General features: G+C 59.3%; 19 protein-coding genes. 13 read left to right on the top strand and 6 right to left on the bottom strand.

From position 1 onward, the window contains the following. Window positions 1-57: 57 nt before the first annotated feature. The 3 genes from AC1DU9_RS02575 (at window position 58) to AC1DU9_RS02565 (ending at window position 2,994) form a co-directional block, all read left to right on the top strand. Window positions 58-1,002: an ornithine cyclodeaminase family protein gene (locus AC1DU9_RS02575; protein ID WP_223459861.1), complete on the top strand. Its 945-nt coding sequence runs from the start codon at window positions 58-60 to the stop codon at window positions 1,000-1,002. 132 nt (window positions 1,003-1,134) lie between these two features. After that, window positions 1,135-2,262, top strand: coding sequence for an NAD(P)/FAD-dependent oxidoreductase (locus AC1DU9_RS02570; RefSeq protein ID WP_477809701.1), 1,128 nt, complete (start codon window positions 1,135-1,137; stop codon window positions 2,260-2,262). A 90-nt stretch (window positions 2,263-2,352) separates the two neighbouring features. Then, complete coding sequence (locus AC1DU9_RS02565) at window positions 2,353-2,994, top strand: helix-turn-helix transcriptional regulator (protein WP_223459856.1); 642 nt, start codon at window positions 2,353-2,355, stop codon at window positions 2,992-2,994. A gap of 133 nt (window positions 2,995-3,127) precedes the next feature. On the opposite strand, the gene AC1DU9_RS02560 is transcribed toward AC1DU9_RS02565, so the two are convergent. The 4 genes from AC1DU9_RS02560 to moaC form a co-directional block, all read right to left on the bottom strand. Beyond that, entirely contained in the window at window positions 3,128-3,904 is a 777-nt protein-coding gene (locus tag AC1DU9_RS02560) for an ABC transporter substrate-binding protein (protein WP_223459854.1), read from the bottom strand. Between the two features lie 306 nt (window positions 3,905-4,210). Further along, the gene (moaE, locus tag AC1DU9_RS02555) at window positions 4,211-4,663 is read right to left on the bottom strand and encodes a molybdopterin synthase catalytic subunit MoaE (RefSeq protein ID WP_033042207.1); all 453 of its coding nucleotides are present in this window, start codon (window positions 4,661-4,663) and stop codon (window positions 4,211-4,213) included. A gap of 3 nt (window positions 4,664-4,666) precedes the next feature. Further along, window positions 4,667-4,909: a MoaD/ThiS family protein gene (locus tag AC1DU9_RS02550; protein ID WP_223459852.1), complete on the bottom strand. Its 243-nt coding sequence runs from the start codon at window positions 4,907-4,909 to the stop codon at window positions 4,667-4,669. Continuing rightward, window positions 4,906-5,379 carry a cyclic pyranopterin monophosphate synthase MoaC gene (gene moaC, locus AC1DU9_RS02545; protein ID WP_056726185.1) on the bottom strand — a complete coding sequence of 158 codons (474 nt, stop codon included), beginning with the start codon at window positions 5,377-5,379 and terminating at the stop codon, window positions 4,906-4,908. The genes AC1DU9_RS02550 and moaC overlap by 4 nt, the downstream gene beginning before the upstream one ends. Window positions 5,380-5,991: 612 nt before the next feature. On the opposite strand from moaC, the gene AC1DU9_RS02540 reads away from it, so the two are divergent. Next, window positions 5,992-6,435, top strand: a complete 444-nt coding sequence (locus tag AC1DU9_RS02540) for an HIT family protein (protein WP_409078409.1) — start codon at window positions 5,992-5,994, stop codon at window positions 6,433-6,435. Between the two features lie 131 nt (window positions 6,436-6,566). Here the strand turns inward: AC1DU9_RS02540 and AC1DU9_RS02535 are convergent, their stop codons facing one another. Both AC1DU9_RS02535 and AC1DU9_RS02530 read right to left on the bottom strand, forming a co-directional pair. After that, window positions 6,567-7,961: a PhoH family protein gene (locus AC1DU9_RS02535; RefSeq protein WP_223459847.1), complete on the bottom strand. Its 1,395-nt coding sequence runs from the start codon at window positions 7,959-7,961 to the stop codon at window positions 6,567-6,569. 336 nt (window positions 7,962-8,297) lie between these two features. Next, window positions 8,298-9,422, bottom strand: coding sequence for a polysaccharide deacetylase family protein (locus AC1DU9_RS02530; RefSeq protein ID WP_477809700.1), 1,125 nt, complete (start codon window positions 9,420-9,422; stop codon window positions 8,298-8,300). 267 nt (window positions 9,423-9,689) lie between these two features. Between AC1DU9_RS02530 and yaaA the strand changes: the two genes are divergently transcribed. From yaaA to AC1DU9_RS02485, 9 genes are all read left to right on the top strand, one after another. Then, complete coding sequence (gene yaaA, locus AC1DU9_RS02525; RefSeq protein WP_223459842.1) at window positions 9,690-10,469, top strand: peroxide stress protein YaaA; 780 nt, start codon at window positions 9,690-9,692, stop codon at window positions 10,467-10,469. 811 nt (window positions 10,470-11,280) lie between these two features. Then, complete coding sequence (locus AC1DU9_RS02520; protein WP_223459840.1) at window positions 11,281-12,597, top strand: nucleotide sugar dehydrogenase; 1,317 nt, start codon at window positions 11,281-11,283, stop codon at window positions 12,595-12,597. A gap of 95 nt (window positions 12,598-12,692) precedes the next feature. Continuing rightward, entirely contained in the window at window positions 12,693-14,174 is a 1,482-nt protein-coding gene (gene alg8 / locus AC1DU9_RS02515; protein ID WP_263289699.1) for a mannuronan synthase, read from the top strand. Window positions 14,175-14,209: 35 nt separating this feature from the next. Then, entirely contained in the window at window positions 14,210-15,379 is a 1,170-nt protein-coding gene (locus AC1DU9_RS02510; protein WP_223459837.1) for an alginate biosynthesis protein Alg44, read from the top strand. A gap of 15 nt (window positions 15,380-15,394) precedes the next feature. Then, the gene (gene algK, locus AC1DU9_RS02505; RefSeq protein WP_223459834.1) at window positions 15,395-16,897 is read left to right on the top strand and encodes an alginate biosynthesis TPR repeat lipoprotein AlgK; all 1,503 of its coding nucleotides are present in this window, start codon (window positions 15,395-15,397) and stop codon (window positions 16,895-16,897) included. Beyond that, window positions 16,894-18,375, top strand: a complete 1,482-nt coding sequence (locus AC1DU9_RS02500; protein WP_223459832.1) for an alginate export family protein — start codon at window positions 16,894-16,896, stop codon at window positions 18,373-18,375. Before algK ends, AC1DU9_RS02500 begins: the two co-directional genes overlap by 4 nt. 26 nt (window positions 18,376-18,401) lie before the next feature. Continuing rightward, the gene (algG, locus tag AC1DU9_RS02495) at window positions 18,402-20,000 is read left to right on the top strand and encodes a mannuronan 5-epimerase AlgG (RefSeq protein ID WP_223459829.1); all 1,599 of its coding nucleotides are present in this window, start codon (window positions 18,402-18,404) and stop codon (window positions 19,998-20,000) included. 10 nt (window positions 20,001-20,010) lie between these two features. Next, window positions 20,011-21,471, top strand: coding sequence for an alginate O-acetyltransferase (locus tag AC1DU9_RS02490; protein WP_223459827.1), 1,461 nt, complete (start codon window positions 20,011-20,013; stop codon window positions 21,469-21,471). Between the two features lie 8 nt (window positions 21,472-21,479). Further along, window positions 21,480-22,604: a mannuronate-specific alginate lyase gene (locus tag AC1DU9_RS02485; RefSeq protein WP_223459825.1), complete on the top strand. Its 1,125-nt coding sequence runs from the start codon at window positions 21,480-21,482 to the stop codon at window positions 22,602-22,604. The last annotated feature ends 61 nt before the right edge of the window (window positions 22,605-22,665 follow it).

Here is a 22,665-nt window from a genome sequence, read left to right as displayed (position 1 = left end):
CGATAACTAAAAGTCCATAATAGACAAATTAGTTTACTTTCAATTCCGGAGCCGACCATGTCCAGTACGCCCCAAGTGATCAACCAGAACCAGGCTCGCGAGTTGCTGGCGCAGGTCGACGTACCGCAGATCCTGCGCAAAATGTTCCGTGACCTGGCGACCGGGCAAGCAGTGCAACCGGCGCAGCAACTGGTGGAGTTCCCACAGGCTGCCGGCGACTTCATCAACTACTTGGGTGTGTTGGCCGAAGACGGCGTGTACGGGATCAAGACTTCGCCGTACATCGTCCGTGATCAGGGACCATTGGTGACCGCGTGGACTCTGCTGATGTCGACGCAGACCGGCCAGCCGCTGTTGCTGTGCGACGCCGGTGAACTGACCACCGCACGCACCGCCGCGACCACCGCCGTAGCGGTCGACGCCCTCGCGCCGCTCTCAGCCAATCGCCTGGCCATCATCGGCAGCGGTAAAGTGGCCCAGGCGCACCTGCACTACGTGAAAGGCCTGCGCGACTGGCAAAGCATCAACCTGTACGCGCCGAGCCTGAGCGACGATCCTGACACCGTCGGTCTGCTGAAAAACATCGAGCCACGCCTGAACATCCTCGACAGTCGCGAAGCCGCCGTTGAGGACGCCGACGTGATCATGCTCTGCACCTCCTCCCCCGGCCCGGTGATCGACCCGTCTCACTTACGCAAACCGGCACTGATCACCTCCATCAGCACCAATGCGCCGCGCGCCCACGAAGTGCCGCCCCAGAGCCTCAACGATATGCAGGTATTCTGCGACTATCGACTGACCACCCCGGGCTCGGCCGGAGAAATGCTGATCGCCACCGAGCAGCACGGCTGGGACACGAGCGCGATTGTCGGCGACCTGCCCGACCTGCTCAGCGAAAAAGTCCTGCGACCGGATTACGATCGCCATGTGTTTTTCCGCTCCATCGGCCTGGGTCTGGAAGACATTGCGCTGGCCAATGCGATCTATCGCCTATCTCACTAACACCACAATCCCCTGTAGGAGCGAGCCTGCTCGCGATGGACATCAATGTGTCAGATACACCATCGCGAGCAGGCTCGCTCCTACAGGGAGATCTCTTCAATTTTGAGAATTGCGCCCCAACTGGAGACGTTCATGAGCCAGGCAGACTTCATCATCATCGGCGGCGGGATTGCCGGTGCTTCCACGGGTTTCTGGCTGTCGCAGCACGGCCGCGTGATCGTGCTCGAACGCGAATCCCATCCGGCCTATCACTCCACCGGCCGGTCGGCGGCTCTGTACACCGCGGCCTACGGCACCCCGCAAGTACGGGCGTTGACCCTGGCCAGCCGGGACTTTTTCGACAACCCACCCAGCGGTTTCTGCGAACACCCACTGCTGACCCCGCGCGGCGAAATGACCGTGGACTTGACCGGTGACCCGGACGAACTGAACAGGCAATACCAGAGCGCAAAAACCTCGGTGCCAGAGATGCAATTGCTCGGCGTCGACGAGGCCTGCGCGTTGGTGCCGATCCTGCGCCGGGAAAAGGTCCACGGCGCCATCTACGACCCGACCGCCAGCGACATCGACACCGATGCCCTGCACCAGGGCTATTTGCGCGGTATCCGCCGCAACCAGGGCGAAGTGCATACCGACAGCGAAGTCATCAGCCTGAGCCGTGACGGCCAGGGTACATGGCACGTCCAGACCGGCAGCCAGACGTTCAGCGCGCCGATCATCATCAACGCCGCCGGCGCCTGGGCCGACAAGATCGGTGAATTGGCCGGCGCCAAGCCCCTGGGCCTGCAACCCAAACGCCGTGCCGCGTTCATCTTCGCCGGCCCCGAAGGCGTGGACATCCATCATTGGCCGATGCTGGTCAGCCTCGACGAATCCTTCTACATGAAACCCGACGCCGGGATGTTCCTCGGTTCGCCGGCCAACGCCGACCCGGTGGAACCCCACGATGTGCAGCCCGAAGAACTGGACATTGCCATGGGCATCTACCAGATCGAAGAAGCCACGACCCTGACCATTCGCCGCCCGACCCGCACCTGGGCCGGCCTGCGCAGCTTCGTCAGCGACGGCGACTTGCTGTCCGGCTTCGATCCACAGGTACCGGGGCTGTTCTGGGTCGCGGCACAGGGCGGTTATGGCATTCAGACTTCGCCGGCCATGGGCCAGGCCAGCGCAGCGCTGGTGCGCGGCGCCGCATTGCCCGAGTCGCTCGGCCGTTTCGGCCTGAATGCCGAAATGCTCTCCCCTGCCCGCCTCGGCTGACCCTGATCCTCAGGTGACGTGCCCCCACGATTACGGCACACTTTCAGCGCCCCTTTGATAGGGCGCTGACGCTGCCTGGAGTTCCACTGTATGAACGCCCCCGAAATAGACTCGGTCCCGAACACTGCGTCGCTGGATAACTTCCGGGCGATCGCCGATGCCATCGCCACACTGTTCTTTCCCCACGCCGAAGTGGTGCTGCACGACCTGCGCACGCAAAAGGTCGACTACATCGCCAACAATCTGTCCAAGCGGGAAATCGGCGACGACTCGGCGCTGGAAGACATGCTCAGCGACAATGTCAGCGAACGAAACATCGGGCCGTACGAAAAGCTCAACTGGGATGGTCAGAAGATTCGTAGCCTCAGCACAGTGCTACGGGACAGCGAAGATCGTCCGCTGGCGATGTTGTGCATCAACTTGAATATTTCGTTGTTCGAAAATGCCAAGGCCGCTTTGGACCTGTTCCTGTCGCCGACCAAGCTGATCCCGCAACCGGATGCACTGTTCCGCGATGACTGGCAGGAACGGATCAACACCTTCCTCCACGCCTGGTTGCGCGAGCGCCAGCTGAGCCTGAACCTGCTGACTCGCGACCACAAACGTGAGCTGGTGCTGGCGTTGCACGCCGAAGGCGCGTTCAAGGGCAAAAGCGCATCGAACTACGTGGCCAATGTGCTGAACATGGGCCGGGCAACGGTGTACAAGCATTTGAAGGAATTGAAGGGCTAGGCCCTGAGATTTGTATTGTTTGATCTGACCTCATCGCGAGCAAGCTCGCTCCCACATTGGTTCTGCGTAAAACACAAATTCTGTGTTCTGCAGAGATCCCTGTGGGAGCGGGCTTGCCCGCGATGGCGATCTATCAGTCGCCGTAGATATCGGACTTGAAATACTTATCGGAAATCTTCTGGTACTCGCCACTGCTGCGAATGCCATCAATGGCCGTGTTCAGCTCACTGACCAACTCGGTATTGCCCTTGCGCACGGCAATCCCGGCCCCCTCGCCTACATACTTCGGATCTTTCAGCTCCGGCCCGACAAAGGCGTAACCCTGGCCACGGGGCATCGACAGGAAATCATTCAGCGGAATGGTGTCGGCAAAAATCGCGTCGAGGCGACCGGCTGCCAGGTCCATGTAGATTTCTTCGTTGTTGCTGTAGCGCTTGACGTTGATGCCCTTGGGTTCGAACACCTCGGTGGCGTAACGGTCGGTGGTGGTGGCGCGCTGCACGCCGACGGACTTGCCCTTGAGGCTGGCGTACTGGTCATCCACCACCGCGCCGTCCTTCATTACCAGACGCGACGAGGTGAAATAGTACTTGTGGGTGAAGTCCACCGACTTCTTGCGGTCTTCGTTGATGGTCATGGACGACAGCGCCATGTCGATTTTCTTCACCTTCAGAGAAGGAATCAGACCGTCGAACTCGCCTTCGACCCACACACACTTGGCCTTCATCTGCGCGCACAGGGCATTGCCGATGTCATAGTCGAAACCGACGATTTCGCCTTTGTCGGTTTTCGAGGCGAACGGTGGGTAAGCGGCTTCAATGCCAATGCGCAGGGTTTTCTCGGCGGCGAATACAGAACTGCACGCCAACAGGCTCAAGGCCAGACCGGTGATGAGGGGGAACTTCTTCATGTTCGTTTTCTCGCGGTTGTTGTTGGTTTGGCAAGACAGAAGAAAAAGCTGAAACGGGTCGAAACCTTTTTTGTACTTATAATTCCATACTGGACTTTTATGTATAAATCGTCAATGAGGCAAATGCAGCCCGTGCCGGCCGATGGTCGGGTGGTGAATCATCAAGATTTTTAGTGGTGCCAATGACGCCATCGCGAGCAAGCTCGCTCCCACAGTAGATCTGGTTGAACACAAATTTTGTGTACGACACAGAACCCTGTGGGAGCGAGCTTGCTCGCGATGACTGACTCAAGAACGCCGCAGAAACTACTGCTTCCAGCGATCCGCCGCCGCATGATCACTGTCACGCCCCTCAACCCATCGCGGCCCATCACTGGTGTTTTCTTTCTTCCAGAACGGTGCACGGGTTTTCAGGTAATCCATGACAAAGGCGCAGGCGTCGAACGCCGCCTGACGATGGGCACTGGCCGCGCCGACGAAGACAATCGGCTCGCCCGGTTCCAGGGCGCCGATGCGGTGCAACACTTCGAGCTTGAGCAGCGGCCAGCGCTGTTCGGCCTCGGTGGCTATCTTGCCGAGGGCCTTTTCGGTCATGCCCGGATAATGCTCGAGGAACATCCCGGCAACGTCGAGGCCGTCATTGAAATCACGTACGTAGCCGACAAAACTCACCACCGCCCCCACGCCGACATTGGCGTCATGCATGGCGTTGACCTCGGCTCCCGGATCGAATGCTGTGGATTGCACGCGAATGGCCATGGCTCAGCCTCCGGTCACGGTCGGAAAGAACGCCACTTCATCGCCCTCGCTGACCGGCTCGTCGAGCTGGCAGAGGTCTTCGTTGCGGGCGCACATCAGGTTTTGCTCGCTCAACACCTCGGCACCGTCGCGTTGAGCCAACAATGCGCGGACGTCATCAATGGTGGCAAAATCGCCTTGAACCTTCACAGAGTCCAGGCCTAGCGCTTCACGATAACGAGCGAAAAATTTCACGGTAACGTTCATGACTGCTCCGCCTGGAAATGCCCGCTCTTGCCGCCGACCTTCTCCAGCAGACGCACGCTTTCGATGGTCATGCCGCGGTCCACGGCCTTGCACATGTCGTAGATCGTCAGCGCGGCGACACTGGCAGCGGTCAGCGCCTCCATCTCGACGCCGGTCTGCCCGGACAGCTTGCAGCGCGCCACGATGCGCACCGAATCGTCGCCTTCGGCACTGAGCTCGACCTTGACGCCGGTCAGCATCAGCGGATGGCACAGGGGAATCAGATCGCTGGTTTTCTTCGCCGCCTGAATGCCGGCAATGCGCGCCACGGCAAACACATCACCCTTGGGGTGGCCACCGCTGACGATCATCTGCAGGGTTTCGGGCAGCATGCGCACCAGCGCTTGGGCGGTCGCCTCACGGAACGTCACGGCTTTTTCAGTGACGTCGACCATGTTGGCGCGACCTTGGGAATCGAGATGAGTCAGCACGGGATTACTCCTGATCAGGAGCGTCGATTGTAAACCTGCGGGTCAATTTTTCGCACGCTTGATTATCGGCACACCACAAACCAATGTGGGAGCGAGCTTGCTCCGGGCGGCGTTCCGACGATAGTGGCCTGTCATTAACCCGAGATGTCGACTGACACACCGTCATCGCGAGCAAGCTCGCTCCCACAGGTTCTTCATACACACGGACTCGGTGGACAGTTTCAGATGCGATTCCTTATTAAGTTTTAAAAACACAAATTAAAGTCATACCAAACAACAGAAAGAAATGTAACAAAAGCCTACTGAAAATTCGCTTTTCCTGACATCACTGATCAATTTTAATGGGTGCGCCAGCCGATAAGTTACTGATTATTTTATAACAAATTTCGACGTGAGAATTTTCCGTAAGTACGCACTCATGGCCGCCATGAAACTTCCTACAACTAAATATTAGACCGATTTGTTAATTCGAGAAAAAATGACCAGCAAAGCTAACGATCTTAAAAATTTCAGCACTGAGGTATCGCATTAGGTTTTTTCTACTGACCTCCGGCAGCAGCTCAACGGGGCAGGTCCTACACTTCAACCATGGTGGCACACGGGAGACCAGTCATGTCAGCGCGGACAATTCACTCAGGAAAACACATCGTAATCTCTCACTGCCGGGACTGCGACATCCCTGGCTACATGATTATTTCTCTTAAGCGGGACATATCAAGACTCGCAGAACTAAATCCGGCTGAAAGTGCTGAACTGATGAAAGGCTTGGCATTTACGGAGCGAGCTTTAAATACTCTATTTTCTCCTGAGAAAATATACATAATGCGTATTTCCGAGCTCAATCATGAGCTACATTTTCATGTTTTCCCCAGGTATGCCTCCGTGACCCAGTTATATTTGGCGGAACACAATGAACGTATTATTGATGGCCCCTTCTTTTTCAGCTGGACGCGAAAAAAGTTTAGTAGCTCACAGCCTGAGCCGAGCCAAGAGGTATTGAACGCTCAATCAATTCTGACGGAAACCCTCAAGGGCTATTTTTCGCAATCTCTGTAAACAAGACTGCTTTCGGCCCCAGGCTTTGCAGAAACACATTCATCGGTATTGGGTCTGCCCTGAGGCACGGGCCTTTACGTGGCGTACAAAAAAACCGGGCGACCTCGCGGCCGCCCGGCTCCGGTGGACAGTTACAAATGCGATTCGGCGTATTCGGCCAGGATCGAGCGTGGTACCCCTTGCAGGGTGATGTGCACCCCGTTCGGGAAGTCCTTGAAGCGTTCAGTGAGATAGGTCAGCCCGGAGCTGGTCGCGGACAGGTAAGGGGTGTCGATCTGCGCCAGGTTGCCCAGGCACACCACTTTGGAACCGGCGCCGGCACGGGTGATGATGGTTTTCATCTGGTGCGGCGTGAGGTTCTGGCATTCGTCGATCAGGATCAGGCTCTGCTGGAAGCTGCGACCCCGGATGTAGTTGAGGGATTTGAACTGCAACGGCACTTTGCTGAGGATGTAGTCAACGCTGCCATGGGTGCTTTCGTCATCCATGTGCAAGGCTTCGAGGTTGTCGGTGATGGCGCCCAGCCACGGCTCCATTTTTTCCGCCTCGGTGCCGGGCAGGAAGCCGATTTCCTGGTCCAGGCCCTGCACGCTGCGGGTGGCGATGATGCGGCGATAACGTTTGCTGACCATGGTCTGCTCGATCGCAGCGGCCAGCGCCAGGATGGTTTTACCCGAACCTGCGGCACCCGACAGGTTGACCAGGTGGATATCCGGATCGAGCAAGGCGTACAACGCCAGGCTCTGATAGATATCACGCGGCTTGAGGCCCCAGGCTTCCTGGTGCAGCAGCGGTTCCTGGTGCAGGTCGAGAATCAGCAAGCGGTCCTCTTCGATCTCCTTGATCCAACCGACAAAGCCCTGTTCATCAATGATGAATTCGTTGATGTGCACCGCCGGCAGGTTGTCGATCAACTGCACCTGATGCCAGGTGCGGCCGTGGTCCTGACGGGTTTCGACCTTGCTCACGCGGTCCCAGAAAGAGCCGGTCATGTTGTGGTAGCCGTTGGGCAGCAAGGACACGTCATCGACCAGTTGGTCGGTGCTGTAGTCCTCGGCCTCGATCCCGCAGGCGCGCGCCTTGAGGCGCATGTTGATGTCTTTGGTGACCAGCACCACGGGCTTTTTCGGGTCGCGCGCGTGCAGGTCGATCAGCTGGTTGATGATTTTGTTGTCGTTCAGGTGCTCGGGCAGAATCAGATGCGGCTCGGCATTCCTGATCATCAGAATTGACAGCAAACCCTTGGGTCCGCTTTTGCCACGCTGGATCGGCACACCCTGCTCGACATCCTCGGGTGAGGCATCGCCCAGGGTCTTGTCGATCAGGCGGATGGCCTGGCGGCATTCGGCGGCAACGCTGTGATGCCCGCTCTTGAGCTTGTCGAGCTCTTCAAGCACGGTCATCGGGATCGCGACGTGGTGTTCTTCGAAGTTGAGCAGCGCGTTTGGATCGTGAATCAATACGTTGGTATCGAGTACATAAAGGATTGGCTGGTTGGAAGAAGAGCTACGTCCGTGATCATCCATACTCGGTCACCTTTGTGGGAGCCAGTCGACGCAATACCTTGACGGTGCTGCGCCTCGAAGTGACTGCCGAATACACCTGCGGGGACTCAAGTGTTCTGCATACATGCGGGGTCTTGGAAGACGCCACCTGTGTTGCAGGTTTCGGCGGTCTGTCTTCGTAATACTCCAAAACGTATGACAGAAAAAAGTACTTTGACGCTTTTTTGAAGTTTATTTTTCAGAATGACCAATAGCACTTGGCGGACTGCCATCACCCGTTTACAGTCGTAAGTCGACCTGCAACGAATCCCCTTCCAAAATCGCCAAAAACCCGATGTCTACGGGGTTTTGTCGTTTTCAGCGAAACGCATCCTGGCAATCTTCCCAGCCGATTCCGACCGGCGCCGCTTGCGTGACCAGCCACGGCAACGCCGTTTTCACCCCATCCTGCTTCACATTGAAATTGATCACCCCGTGCCGCCACAGCAGCATCAGGGTCAGCACCCGTTGCGCGCTCGGGTTGCCCTTGAGTCTGCCGGCGCCGTCCTGGGCGTCGATGTCCCACAGCGCTACCTGTAAACCCTGAGCCTTGAAGAAGCCTTCGGCATCGGCACGGCGCTGTCCATCAGGCGGACGGAACAGGGGCACGTAGTTCTCCGGCAGCTTGCTTTTGACCAGTTCGGCGCTGCGGCGCACCGAGTCCTGCCAGTCCTGCCAGTGGCTGTGGGAACGGAACTCCCAGCCTTGTACGCCGATGCACTGGCTCGAGTAGGTCGCTTGCAGGTTACTCACCGAATGCTCGGCCAAACGCGCCTGGATGTCCTTGCCGAGGACGAAGAACGTCCCGCTCATGTGCGACTTGCGCAGGTACTCGGTGACCCAGGCGGTGTTATCCGGCGCGGCGTTGGCGGCGCTGTCGAAAGTCAGCAGAAACAGCCGGTCATGCATCTCGTCGCCGGTGCGCTCATAGTCGCCGAAACGATCGACTTCACTGCTGGTTTGCGGGAACAACGCGGCCTTGCGCAACTGCTCGTCCAGGTATTGGGTGTGAAACACACGGCTCGGCTCGGCCCACTTGATGTAGTAGCTGTCTGCGCCGACCTGGAACCTGGCGGCCTGCTCGCGCAGGGTGGGCATGTCTTCGACCAGAAAACAGAAGGAGGCATCCTGGTCGCAACTCTGTTGGGCGAAGTTGTAGTTGGCCAGCAGCCGTTGCCACATGCGCTGGCGAACCCGGTTGACCGACTCCAGGTTGATCGTGCGCAGGCCCAGGCGCTGGGCCAGGGCGGGTTCATCCAGCGACTCGCTGGCCAACAGGACACTGGAAAACATGAGGATCTCGGCCCTGGACGCCACGTCGAACAACGTCGGGTTGCCGAGTTTTTCTGGCCAGGTGCTGCGATCGAGCGTCGCCACATCGCCCGGTGCCGCGAGGGCAGCGACGCTCAGTAGCCAGATCGAGATGAGAAAAGCGATACGCAATGGGATGTCTCCATAACAAAACCCGCGCGGCACTATAGCTGATCCACACACACCTCCTGCAGCAACACTGAACCACTGTGGGAGCGAGCTTGCTCGCGATAGCAGTAGTTCAGGCACCATCTTTGGTGAATGTCATACCGCAATCGCGAGCAAGCTCGCTCCCACAGGGTTTTACGCAATCCACCGGCCATCACCTATGGACGCCATAGCTGGAGTCAACACCGACAACCCCCTAGAATCGCCACCACGATTAAAGGAGACGACTTCATGCTGATGGTGATTTCACCCGCCAAGACCCTCGACTATGAAACACCGCCGGCGACCCAGCGCTTCACCCAGCCGCAGTACCTCGACCATTCCCAGGAGTTGATCCTGCAATTGCGTGAGCTGTCCCCGGCGCAGATCAGCGAGTTGATGCACGTCTCCGACAAGATCGGCGGGCTCAACGCCGCGCGCTTCGGCAGCTGGACCCCGGCGTTCACCCCGGAAAACGCCAAGCAAGCTCTACTGGCCTTCAAGGGGGATGTGTACACCGGCATGAATGCGCAAACCCTCAGCGAAGCCGATTTCGATTACGCCCAAAAACACCTGCGCATGCTCTCGGGCCTCTATGGCCTGCTGCGCCCGCTGGACCTGATGCAACCCTACCGCCTGGAAATGGGCACCAGGCTGGCCAACGCCCGGGGCAAGGATTTGTATGCTTTCTGGGGCACACGCATCAGCGAATGGCTGAACGAAGCCTTGGTCGATCAAGGCGATGACGTGCTGCTCAACCTGGCGTCCAACGAGTATTTCTCTGCGGTCAAACGCAACGCCTTGAACGCGCGCATCATCAATACCGAATTCAAGGACCTGAAGAACGGCCAGTACAAGATCATCAGCTTCTACGCGAAAAAGGCCCGCGGCTTGATGAGCCGCTTCGTCATCGACGAACGCATCAACGACCCGGCCACCCTCAAGCAGTTCGACGTTCAGGGCTATCGCTACAGCGCCGAACAGTCCAAGCCGGACAATCTGGTGTTTCTGCGCGATCACGCACCAGAGTGATGCATCCGGTAGGCGCACGACCTCCACAAACCCTCGTGCGCCGACCCTTGACTCACTTCAGCCTTCCCCGCCTTTTCGCCATATTTATGGCGCCAAAAATTCATCACTTGATTTCCTAACTTTAGTTTCACTCGACTTCGATCTTTTTTTTGCGTAGTGGCACTGACTTTTTTTAACAGTAGTGGCAAAAAAATATCTCCGCGGTTGATCCGCCTATATATAAAGGGCGAAACGGCAAGTGCTATCAATTTGAGAGCAGTGCCATCTTTCTCAATATTTCAAGAAATTTCAGATTTGACGATGAGCGGACTGGAACTATGTCCAAATACGCCGCTCATACCACCGGTAACGATTCTCGCCGAGCGTGTACGAGATAACTTACGCAGATAAGCGATTCATGTAGCGAAGTTGTAACACTAACTTGCGCTGACTAATCACTGATTTGGACAACAGCAATCGGACAGGAGATAACGCTATATGACTATCCCCTACAAGGCCACGGCAGCGCCCCTATAAACGTGCTCACCCGAGCACCAGAACGCTTGATCCACGGGCTTTCGGCCTGACATCAAGCGTGCAGGACCTTTGCACCTGCATCTTCTGAAAAGAGGATCTGCTGCATAACAGGGCAAATCATAACAACAAGGCCTAGTTGCGCACACCTTGAGTGCATTTATTTAGCCACTCGTAACTTATATGCCAGCACAGGGCATTGTTGTGCCTGTAAGGCACACTTGCGAGTGCACTAAAACACGCTGAACACCATTAACTCCGGCCATCTAATGGCTTGATCAATACAGAGGTAATTGCGATGCGCATCAGCATTTTTGGTTTGGGTTACGTCGGCGCAGTCTGTGCCGGTTGCCTGTCTGCACGGGGCCATGACGTCGTTGGCGTCGATGTGGCCAAAGACAAGATCGATATGATCAATGCCGGCAAATCGCCGATCGTTGAACCAGGCCTGGGTGAACTTCTGGCCCAGGGCATCCAGACCGGTCGTCTGCGTGGCACCACCAACTTCGCCGAGGCGATTCGCGACACCGACCTGTCGATGATCTGCGTGGGCACGCCGAGCAAGAAGAACGGCGATCTGGAACTGAACTACATCGAGGCGGTGTGCCGCGAAATCGGTTTTGTCCTGCGTGACAAGACCACCCGCCACACCATCGTCGTGCGTAGCACCGTGCTGCCGGGTACCGTGGCCAACGTGGTCATCCCGATTCTCGAAGACTGCTCCGGCAAAAAGGCCGGCGTTGATTTCGGCGTGGCCGTGAACCCTGAGTTCCTGCGCGAAAGCACCGCGATCGCCGACTACGACCAGCCGCCAATGACCGTCATCGGCGAATTCGACAAGGCTTCCGGCGACGTTCTGCAATCGCTGTACGAAGAGCTTGACGCACCGATCATCCGCAAGGACATCGCGGTCGCCGAGATGATCAAGTACACCTGCAACGTGTGGCACGCCACCAAGGTCACCTTCGCCAACGAAATCGGCAACATCGCCAAGGCAGTCGGCGTCGACGGTCGCGAAGTGATGGACGTGGTCTGCCAGGACAAGACCCTCAACCTGTCCCAGTACTACATGCGCCCAGGCTTCGCTTTCGGCGGCTCGTGCCTGCCAAAAGACGTGCGTGCCCTGACCTACCGCGCCGGTTCCCTGGACGTGGAAGCGCCGTTGCTCAACTCGCTGATGCGCAGCAACGAATCCCAGGTGCAGAACGCTTTCGACATCGTTTCCAGCCACGACAAACGCAAAGTCGCCCTGCTGGGCCTGAGCTTCAAGGCCGGCACCGACGACCTGCGTGAAAGCCCGCTGGTTGACCTGGCGGAAATGCTGATCGGCAAGGGCTACGACCTGAGCATCTACGACAGCAACGTCGAGTACGCCCGCGTTCACGGCGCGAACAAGGATTACATCGAGTCGAAGATCCCTCACGTCTCGTCCTTGCTCAACTCCGATTTCGACGCGGTGATCAACAACTCCGACGTGATCATCCTCGGCAACCGTGACGAGAAGTTCCGCGCTCTGGTGCAGGACGTTCCACATGGCAAGCAAGTGATCGACCTGGTCGGTTTCATGTCCAAGGCCACCAGCGTGACTGGCCGGACTGAAGGTATCTGCTGGTAAAGCAGCCGCAAGCTTCAAGCTCCAAGCCGCAAGTTCAAAGCTCCTCGCTTGGGGCTTGAAGCTTGGGGCTTGCAACTGACTTTAGGATTCCGATTATGCACAGGCTAAAACACGGCCTACTCCAGGCCGCCGGGTGGCTGTTCTACCTGAGTTTACTGATGGGCCTCGCCATGGCGTTGCCCGTGTCCACGTTCGACTCCGAGTCGAAGGACTTCATTTTCCTGATCGGTATCGTCGGTATCTGGCGCTACTCGATGGGTGCCACGCACTTTGTGCGCGGCATGATTTTTCTGTACATCGTCTACCCGCACCTGCGGCGCAAAGTGCGCAAACTGGGTAAAGCGGCTGACCCGTCCCATGTGTTCCTGATGGTCACCAGTTTCCGCATCGACGCGCTGACCACTGCGCAGGTCTACAGCTCGGTAATCCGCGAAGCCATCGACTGTGGCCTGCCGACCACCGTGGTCTGCTCCATCGTGGAAATGTCCGATGAACTGCTGGTCAAAAGCCTGTGGAACCGGATGAACCCGCCGTCCCGGGTGAAACTCGACTTCGTGCGCATTCCCGGCACCGGCAAGCGCGATGGCCTGGCCTACGGCTTCCGCGCCATCTCCCGGCACCTGCCGGATGATCGCGCCGTGGTCGCAGTGATCGATGGCGACACCGTGCTTGCCGAAGGCGTGGTGCTCAAGACCGTGCCGTGGTTCCAGATGTTCGGCAACGTCGGTGGCCTGACCACCAACGAATTCTGCGAGGTGCGCGGCGGCTACATCATGAGCGAATGGCACAAGCTGCGTTTCGCCCAGCGCCACATCAACATGTGCTCGATGGCCTTGTCCAAGCGCGTGCTGACCATGACCGGCCGCATGTCGGTGTTCCGCGCCACCGTGGTCACCAACCCGGACTTCATCGCCGACGTGGAAAGCGATTCGCTGCAACACTGGCGCCTGGGTCGCTTCAAGTTCCTTACCGGCGATGACAAGTCGAGCTGGTTCAGCTTGATGCGCCTGGGCTACGACACGTTCTACGTGCCCGACGCGGCGATCAACACCGTTGAACACCCGCCGGAAAAGAGCTTCATCAAGGCCAGCCGCAAACTGATGTTCCGCTGGTACGGCAACAACCTGCGGCAGAACTCCCGTGCCCTGGGCCTGGGGATCAAACGCCTCGGCGTGTTCACTTCGGTGGTGCTGTTCGACCAGCGCGTGTCGATGTGGACCTCGCTGCTGGGCCTGACCGTGGCGTTGATCGCCAGCTTCAAGTACGGCACCGCGTTCATCCTGGTGTACCTGCTGTGGATCGGCATTACCCGCCTGATCCTGACCGTGCTGCTGTCCTGCTCCGGTCACCGGATCGGCCCGGCTTACCCGGCGATTCTCTATTACAACCAGATCGTCGGCGCGCTGGTGAAGATCTACGTGTTCTTCCGCCTCGACAAACAGTCCTGGACTCGCCAGCCCACTTCTCTGACCCGTGATCTCGCCAGCTTTCAACGTTGGTTCAACACCTGGTCGTCTCGGACCATGACCTTCTCTGCCGGCAGCATTTTTGTCGCCGTGCTGCTGTTGATGGTCTGACCGAACTCGCCTGAATTAACTAGGAAAACGCCCTTATGAATACCGCCGTCAACGCCAACGTAGTGCATGAATCCGAAGCCCAGCGCCAACACGCCCGAGTGAAAATCCCGGCCAAGCTGCGTTTCTTCGGCCCCGACCGGACACCGGTCGAAGCCCGGGTGATCGACCTGTCCGCCGGTGGCCTGGCGTTCAACGCCGGTCAGTTGCCGCTGAAGATCGGTGACGTGTACAAGGCCCGCCTGCAATTCCTCATCGACAACCTCGGCCTGGCCATCGACGTCGAGTTGCAGGTCCGCTCCTTCGATCGCGAGACCGGACGCGCCGGCTGCCAGTTCCAGAACCTGGAACCACGGGACATCTCGACCCTGCGTCACCTGATCACTTCGCACCTGGCTGGCGACATCGTCAGCGTGGGTGAAATGCTGGCGACCCTGCAGCGCGACAACTTCACCAAAGCGCGCAAGTTGAAGGACGGCGGCCACGGCATGACCGCGTTCGGCCGCATGAAAGCCGTAACCTTCAGCCTGGGGGTCTTCGTTGTCGGCCTGGCTGCATTCGGTTTTGTTTTCAAATCGGTGTACGGCATGTACTTCGTCAGCCACGCCCAGGCCGGTCTGGTCAGCGTGCCGGGCGTGAACATCACCATGCCCCGCGACGGCACCGTGCAGAGTCTGGTGAAAGCCGACGGCGTGGCCGCCAAGGGCGCACCGCTGGCGACCTTCAGCACCAGCATGCTCGACGTGCTCAAGGGTCATCTCGACGAAGACCAACTGGCCCCGGCCAAGGTTGCAGAACTGTTCGGCAAGCAGATGACCGGCACCCTGACCTCGCCGTGCGACTGCACCGTGGCCCAGCAAATGGTCGCCAACGGTCAGTACGCCAGCAAGGGCGACGTGATCTTCCAACTGGTCCCGCGCAACAGCGAAGCCAACGTTGAAGCGCGCTTCTCCTATCGCCAGTTCGGCGAGGTGCGCCCGGGTACTTCGGTGCGCTTCCAGATCGCCGGCGAGGACAAGAGCCGCACCGGCAAGATCGTCAGCAGCACCAGCCTGAAAAGCGCCGACCTGTCTTCGGACATCCGCGTGCTGATCCAGCCGGACGAAACCCTGGACAGCTCCCTCGCCGGCCGCCCGGTGGAAGTCAGCAGCGACCGTGGCCCGAACCTGAACTGGCTGATCGACAAAGCCATGGCTGTCGGTCTTTAAGTCGAGGACATGCCTGTGACTACTCCAACCCTCAACACGCCGCCGACCCTGTGGGAGCGAGCTTGCTCGCGATGGGATCGACGCGGTCTGTCTGATGCACCGAGCCAGCCGCATCGCGAGCAAGCTCGCTCCCACATGGGATTTGCGTTCTGTTCGCTAGCCCTGGCGGTCAGCCTCAGCGGTTGCGCCGGCCTGCCCGACCAGCGCCTGGCCAACGAAGCACTCAAACGTGGCGATACCGCCACCGCCGCGCAGAACTACCGGCAACTGGCCGACCTGGGCTACAGCGAAGCCCAGGTCGGCCTGGCCGATATCCAGGTCGACAGCCGTGATCCGGCGCAGATGAAACAGGCCGAGGCGACCTACCGCGCCGCGGCCAGCGTTTCGCCGCGCGCCCAGGCACGTCTCGGTCGACTGCTGGTAGCCAAGCCCGGTTCCACCGAAGCCGAGCAGCACGAAGCCGAAACCCTGTTGAAAAAAGCCGCTGCGGCAGGCGAAGGCAACACGCTGATCCCGTTGGCGATGCTGTACCTGCAATACCCGCACAGTTTTCCCAACGTGAACGCGCAGCAGCAGATCAGCCAATGGCGTGCCGAGAACAAACCGGAAGCCGGTCTGGCGCAGGTGCTGCTCTATCGCACCCAGGGCACCTACGACCAGCATCTGGATGACGTGGAAAAAATCTGCAAGGCCGCGCTCAACACCAGCGACATCTGCTACGTCGAGCTGGCCACGGTCTATCAGAAACAGGCCAAGCCAGAGCAACAGGCCGAGCTGATCAAGCAGATGCAAGCGGCGCACGCCCAAGGCCGCGTTTCGGCGCAGCGCGTGGACAGCGTCGCCCGCGTGCTCGCCGATGCGTCCCTGGGCAAGACCGACGAGAAGACCGCACAGTCGCTGCTCGAACCGATTGCACCGGGCTACCCGGCGTCATGGGTCAGCCTCGCGCAACTGCTCTACGACTTCCCGGAACTGGGCGACGTCGACCAGATGATGAAGTACCTGGACAACGGCCGCGCCGCCGACCAGCCCCGCGCCGAACTGTTGCTGGGCAAGCTCTACTTCGAAGGCAAGCTGGTGCCGGCTGACGCCAAGGTCGCCGAAGCGCATTTCCAGAAAGCCGTTGGTCGCGAAGTCGCCGCCGATTACTACCTCGGCCAGATCTACCGCCGTGGCTACCTGGGCAAGGTCTATCCGCAGAAGGCCCTCGATCATCTGTTGACCGCTGCGCGCAACGGCCAGAACAGCGCCGACTTCGCCATCGCCCAACTGTTTTCCCAAGGCAAGGGCACCAAGCCTGATCCACTCAACGCCTACGTCTTCAGCCAATTGGCCCTGGCCCAGAACACCCCGCAAGCCACCGAGCTTGCGCAAACAATCCAAACGCAATTGCCGCCCGACCGGTTGGCCGAAGCCCAACGCCTGTTGAAACAAGAACAGGCCGTGCGCGGTGCCCTGAGCCCGAACACGCCGGAACTGCACACCCTGCAAGAAGAAGTCAGCGAGGAATCCCAATGAAGTTGAATCCATTCATGAAGGCCGGCATCGGCCTGACATTCGCGCTGATCTGGTCTTGCCCGACGCTCGCTGCGATGACTGAAACCAAGAACTTCGGCCTGGACGTGAAAATCACCGGCCAGTCCGAAGACGACCGTGACCTCGGCACCGCTCCCGGCGGCGACGTCAACGGCGTCGGCCTGGACCTGCGTCCGTGGGTCTACGGCGAAAGCGGCGCGTGGAGCGCCTACGCCATGGGGCAGGCGGTGACGTCCACCGACATCATCGAAACCGACACCCTGCAACAGTCCGATGGCGCCGAAAACACCGACAGCAATGATCGCCAGACCAAGAAAAACTACCTGGCCATGCGTGAGTTCTGGGTCGGTTACAGCGGCTTCACGCCCTACCCTGGCGAGATCCTGAAGTTCGGTCGCCAGCGCCTGCGCAACGACGACGGCCAATGGCGCGACACCAACATCGAAGCCCTGAACTGGACCTTCGACACTACCCTGCTGCGCGCCAACGTCGGTATCGCCGAACGCTTCAGCGAGTACCGTACCGACCTCAAGGAGCTGTCACCGCAAGACAAGGATCGCCTGCACGCCTACGCCGATGCCGCGTACCAGTGGACCCCGGGCAACTGGGTTGGCATTCGCGGTCATCACACGCACGACAACGGCAAGCTCGACTTCCCGGAGCCGGGTGTGCCGGCGGATTCGCTGGACAAGAAACAGAACGGCGACATCAGCTGGCTCGGCCTGACCGCCGACAGCGACGCGTACAACTGGCGCAATACCAACACCGTCAATTACTGGGGCAGCATCACCGGCATGAGCGGCGACGTCGACAAGGTCAACCCGCTGAACGCCGATGGCACGCCGCCGGCTGAAGCCAAGCGCGGTGAAAACCTCAATGGCTGGGCCACCGATCTCGGCGTGCGTTTGCGCCTCGATCCGCAATGGCAAGTCGGTGCCGCCTATGCCCGCGCCAGCGCCGAGTACGAACAGAACGGCCTGGAAAGCAACCGCTCGAACTACACCGGCACCCGCTCGCGCGTGCACCGTTTCGGCGAAGCCTTCCGTGGCGAAATGAACAACATGCAGAGCGCCACCCTGTTCGGTTCGTGGATGCTCAACGACGAATACGACGCCAGCCTGATCTACCACAAATTCTGGCGTGTCGACGGCAACAAGCCGGTCGGCAGCAATGGCATCAACGCCGTCCAGAACAACACCGACGACGTCACCGGCGCGATCCTTTCCAGCACTTCGCTGCCGCTGAACGATGGCGAAAAAGACCTCGGTCAGGAAATGGACCTGGTGGTGACCAAGTACTTCAAGCAAGGCCTGTTGCCGGCGTCGATGAGTCAGGCGATCGATGAGCCTTCGGCTCTGGTGCGTTTCCGCGGCGGCGTGTTCAAGCCGGGTGATGCGTACGGCAAGGAAGTCGATTCGTACATGCACCGCGCGTTCATCGACGTGATCTGGCGCTTCTGATGCACATTGCGAAGGGAGTCCCCGACATGAACAGAGCCAAGAAAGGTTCCATGACYTTGCTGGCCGGCGCGATGCTGCTGGCCAGCGCGGCTGCCTTCGCCAACGTGGAGCCGGCCAAGGCGCCGGCTGGCGCGCAACAAGGCAAACCGGCGACCATCGCCAAGGAACTGCAACAGGCCAAGACCTATACCGTCAGCAGCGCACCGACCGCGCCGCTGGAACTGGCCACGCCGAAGTTGCCTGACATCTCCGGCTACACCGCCGAGGCCATCGCGGCAAAAATCGTACGCAGCAAACCGGGCAAGATCAGCGTGCGCCGGATGATGCAGGAAGACGCCCTGAAGGACTTCATCGGTGGCGACAACAAGATGGCCGAGTGGGTGGTGCGTCAGCACGGCATCCCCCAGGCGATCTTCGTCGACGACGGCTACATGAACCTCAAGGACCTGGCGAAGAAGCTGCCCAAGCAGTACTTCAGTGAAACCTCGCCGGGTGTGTTCCTCTCGCGGTTGCCGATCGTGGTCGGTCGCCACGGCATCCTGGAAATCGACAAGCAGACCCAGGAACTGCGCCTGTCCCAGGAGGCCGGTGCGTTCCTGGTCAACGACGGCCAGCTGTTCGTTCGCGATACCAAAATCACTGGCTGGCGCGAGAAGGACAACGGCCCGGCGACGTTCACTTCGCCCAAGGAATTCCGTCCGTTCCTGCTGGCCTGGGGCGGCACCGAGACCTACATCGCCAACAGCAAGATCGCCAGTTTCGGCTACGCCAACAGTAAGTCCTACGGCGTGAGTATTTCCCAGTACACGCCGAACATGGCCAAGGTGCTCAAGCGTCCTGAGCCGACCGGCTGGATCGTCGGCTCCGAATTCTCGGACATGTGGTACGGCTTCTACTGCTACGAAACCCGCGACTTCGTGGTCAAGGGCAACACCTACAAAGACAACATCGTCTATGGCATCGACCCGCACGACCGCTCCCACGGCCTGATCATCGCCGACAACACGGTGTTTGGTACGAAGAAGAAGCACGGGATCATTATTTCCCGTGAGGTCAACGACAGCTTCATCTTCAACAACCGCAGCTACGACAACCACCTCTCGGGGCTGGTGATCGACCGTAACAGCGTGAACAACCTGATCGCCCACAACGAGATCTACCAGAACCACACCGACGGCATCACCCTCTACGAGAGTGCCGACAACCTGCTGTGGGGCAATCGCGTGTTGAGCAACAAGCGCCACGGCATCCGCATTCGTAACAGCGTGAACATTCGCCTGTACGAAAACGTCGCCATGGCCAACGGCCTGACCGGCGTCTATGGCCACATCAAGGACCTGAGCAACACCGACCGTGACATCAAGCTCGACCCGTTCGACGCCCAGGTGTCGCTGATCGTGGTCGGCGGTGAACTGGCGGCCAACGGCAGTGGCCCGCTCTCCATCGACTCGCCGCTGAGTGTCGAGCTGTATCGCGTGTCGATGCTCGCACCGACCAAATCCAGCGGCATCAGCTTCACCGGCATCCTTGGCGATCGTCAGGATGAAATTCTCGACCTGCTGGTACGCCAGCAGAAAGCCGTGCTGATCGACCCTGTCGAACGCCAGACCGAAATGCGGGACTGAGGATAATCTTATGCACCCACACTTGATCAAATTACTCAGCCTGTCGGCCCTGACCGCCGGCATTCTCGCGGCCAGCGGTGGCGCGCGTGCCGATGAAGCTGCCGTTAAAGCAAGCCCACCGAAATTCAGCGCCGAACCGTGCTGCAGCCTGTGCCCGGCCGCCCACGACGCGAAGAACTACACCACCCGTTACCAGCAGAACTTCACCACGCTGGTGCAGGCCCAAGGCGACTGGTTGTTCCGGACCCAGGAAGACCTGCGCACCGAATTCGACACCACGCCCGCCGGCTACAAGCGCATGAAGCAACTGCACGATGCGTTCAAGAGCAAAGGTGTGGAGCTGGTTGTCGTGTACCAGCCGACCCGTGGCCTGGTGAACCGCAACAAGCTCAACCCGGCGGAGAAAGCCAGCTACGACTTCGACAAGGCACTGAAGAACTACAAGTCCATGCTCGGTCGTTTCGCGCAGATGGGCTATGTCGTTCCGGACTTGTCGCCACTGACCAACGAGTCGTTGCCCGACACCCTGCCCGCCCACGATTTCTACTTCCGCGGCGACCAGCACTGGACGCCGTACGGTGCTCAGCGCACGGCGAAAATCGTCGCTGAGAAGGTCAGGCAATTGCCTGAATTCGCCGACATTCCCAAGCGCGAATTCGAGACCCACAAGTCGGGTCGCATGGGCAAGACCGGAACATTGCACAACATGGCCGGTCAACTCTGTGGCACCAGCTACGCGATCCAGTACATGGATCAGTTCACCACCGAGCCGAAGGGCGAAGCGGGCGATGGCGATCTGTTCGGCGAGTCCGGCAACCCGCAGATCACCCTCGTCGGTACCTCCCACAGTGGCAAGAACTACAACTTCGCCGGTTTCCTCGAAGAGGCCATCGGCGCCGACATCCTCAACGTGGCGTTCCCCGGCGGTGGCCTGGAAGGTTCGATGCTGCAGTACCTGGGCAGCGACGAATTCCAGAAGAACCCGCCGAAGATTCTCATCTGGGAATTCTCGCCGCTGTACCGCCTCGACCAGGAAACCATCTACCGCCAGATGATGGCGCTGCTGGACAACGGTTGCGAAGGCAAGGATGCGCAGATGTCCGGCAGCGCCACGCTCAAACCGGGCAAAAACGAGTTGATGGTCAACAGCAAGAACATGGACTTGCGCAACGGTAGCCACCAGCTCGACATCCGCTTCGCCGACACCTCGGTGAAAACCCTGCAAGCCACCCTCTGGTACATGAACGGTCGCCACGAGGACATCAAGATCGACAAACCGGAAACCTCCGAGACTGACGGGCGTTTCGCTTTCGAGTTGCGCACGGACGAAGACTGGGCCTCGCAGAACCTGCTGGCCGTTGAAGTCCAGGGCCCCGAAGCCGGTGCCGCGCCACAGAAAGTCGAAGCGAAAATTTGCAAACGCAACGTGTTCCCGGGCGCCGAGCAGCGTACTGCTTCGGTCGGGCAATGAGGTCTGCCATGCGCAATCCGAAATTTTCAACACTGTTGGCACCGACGCTTTTGAGCCTGGCGATGTTCGCCGGAGCCACACAAGCGGCTGCGCCACTGCGTCCACCCCAGGGCTATTTTTCACCTGTGGATAAATTCAAGACGGGCGACAAGAGCGAAGGCTGCGATGCAATGCCGACGCCGTACACCGGCTCGTTGCAATTTCGCAGCAAGTACGAAGGTTCGGACAAGGCCCGCGCGACCCTGAACGTGCAGTCGGAAAAAGCCTTTCGCGAGAGCACCGCCGACATCACCAAGATCGAGCGCGGCACCAGCAAGCGCGTGATGCAGTTCATGCGGGACGGTCGCCCGGAACAACTGGAATGCACATTGAGCTGGCTGGCGGCCTGGGCCCAGGCCGACGCGCTGATGTCCAAGGACTTCAATCACACCGGCAAGTCGATGCGCAAATGGGCATTGGGCAGCATGGCTTCGGCGTATATCCGCCTGAAGTTTTCCGACTCCCATCCCCTGGCCACCCATCAACAGGAAGCCCAGTTGATCGAAGCCTGGTTCAGCAAGATGGCCGACCAGGTGGTCAGCGACTGGGACAACCTGCCGCTCGACCAGACCAACAACCACTCGTACTGGGCAGCCTGGTCGGTGATGGCCACTTCCGTCGCCACCAACCGTCGCGACCTGTTCGACTGGGCGGTGAAGGAATACAAGGTCGGCGCCAATCAGATCGACGCCGACGGCTACCTGCCCAACGAACTCAAGCGCCAGCAACGGGCCCTGGCCTACCACAACTACGCCCTGCCGCCGCTGGCGATGATCGCCAGTTTCGCCCAGGTCAACGGTGTGGATCTGCGCCAGGAAAACAATGGCGCACTGAAACGCCTGGGTGATCGGGTGCTGTCCGGGGTTAAAGACCCGGAGCAGTTCGAGAAAAAGAACGGCAAGGACCAGGACATGACCGACCTGAAAGAGGGCATGAAATTCGCCTGGCTCGAACCGTTCTGCTCGCTCTACACCTGTACGCCGGACGTGCTGGACAAAAAGCACAAGATGCAACCGTTCAAGAACTTCCGCCTCGGCGGTGACCTGACCAAGGTCTACGACCCGGCCAATGACAAGGGCAGCAAGGGTTCCTAGGGCAAACACAAACCTTTGTAGGAGTGAGCCTGCTCGCGATGACTGAGTGTCAGGCAACACC

The sequence above is a fragment of the Pseudomonas sp. P4_C1 genome (assembly GCF_056402155.1).
This window is presented reverse-complemented; position numbering and strand designations above follow the sequence as displayed.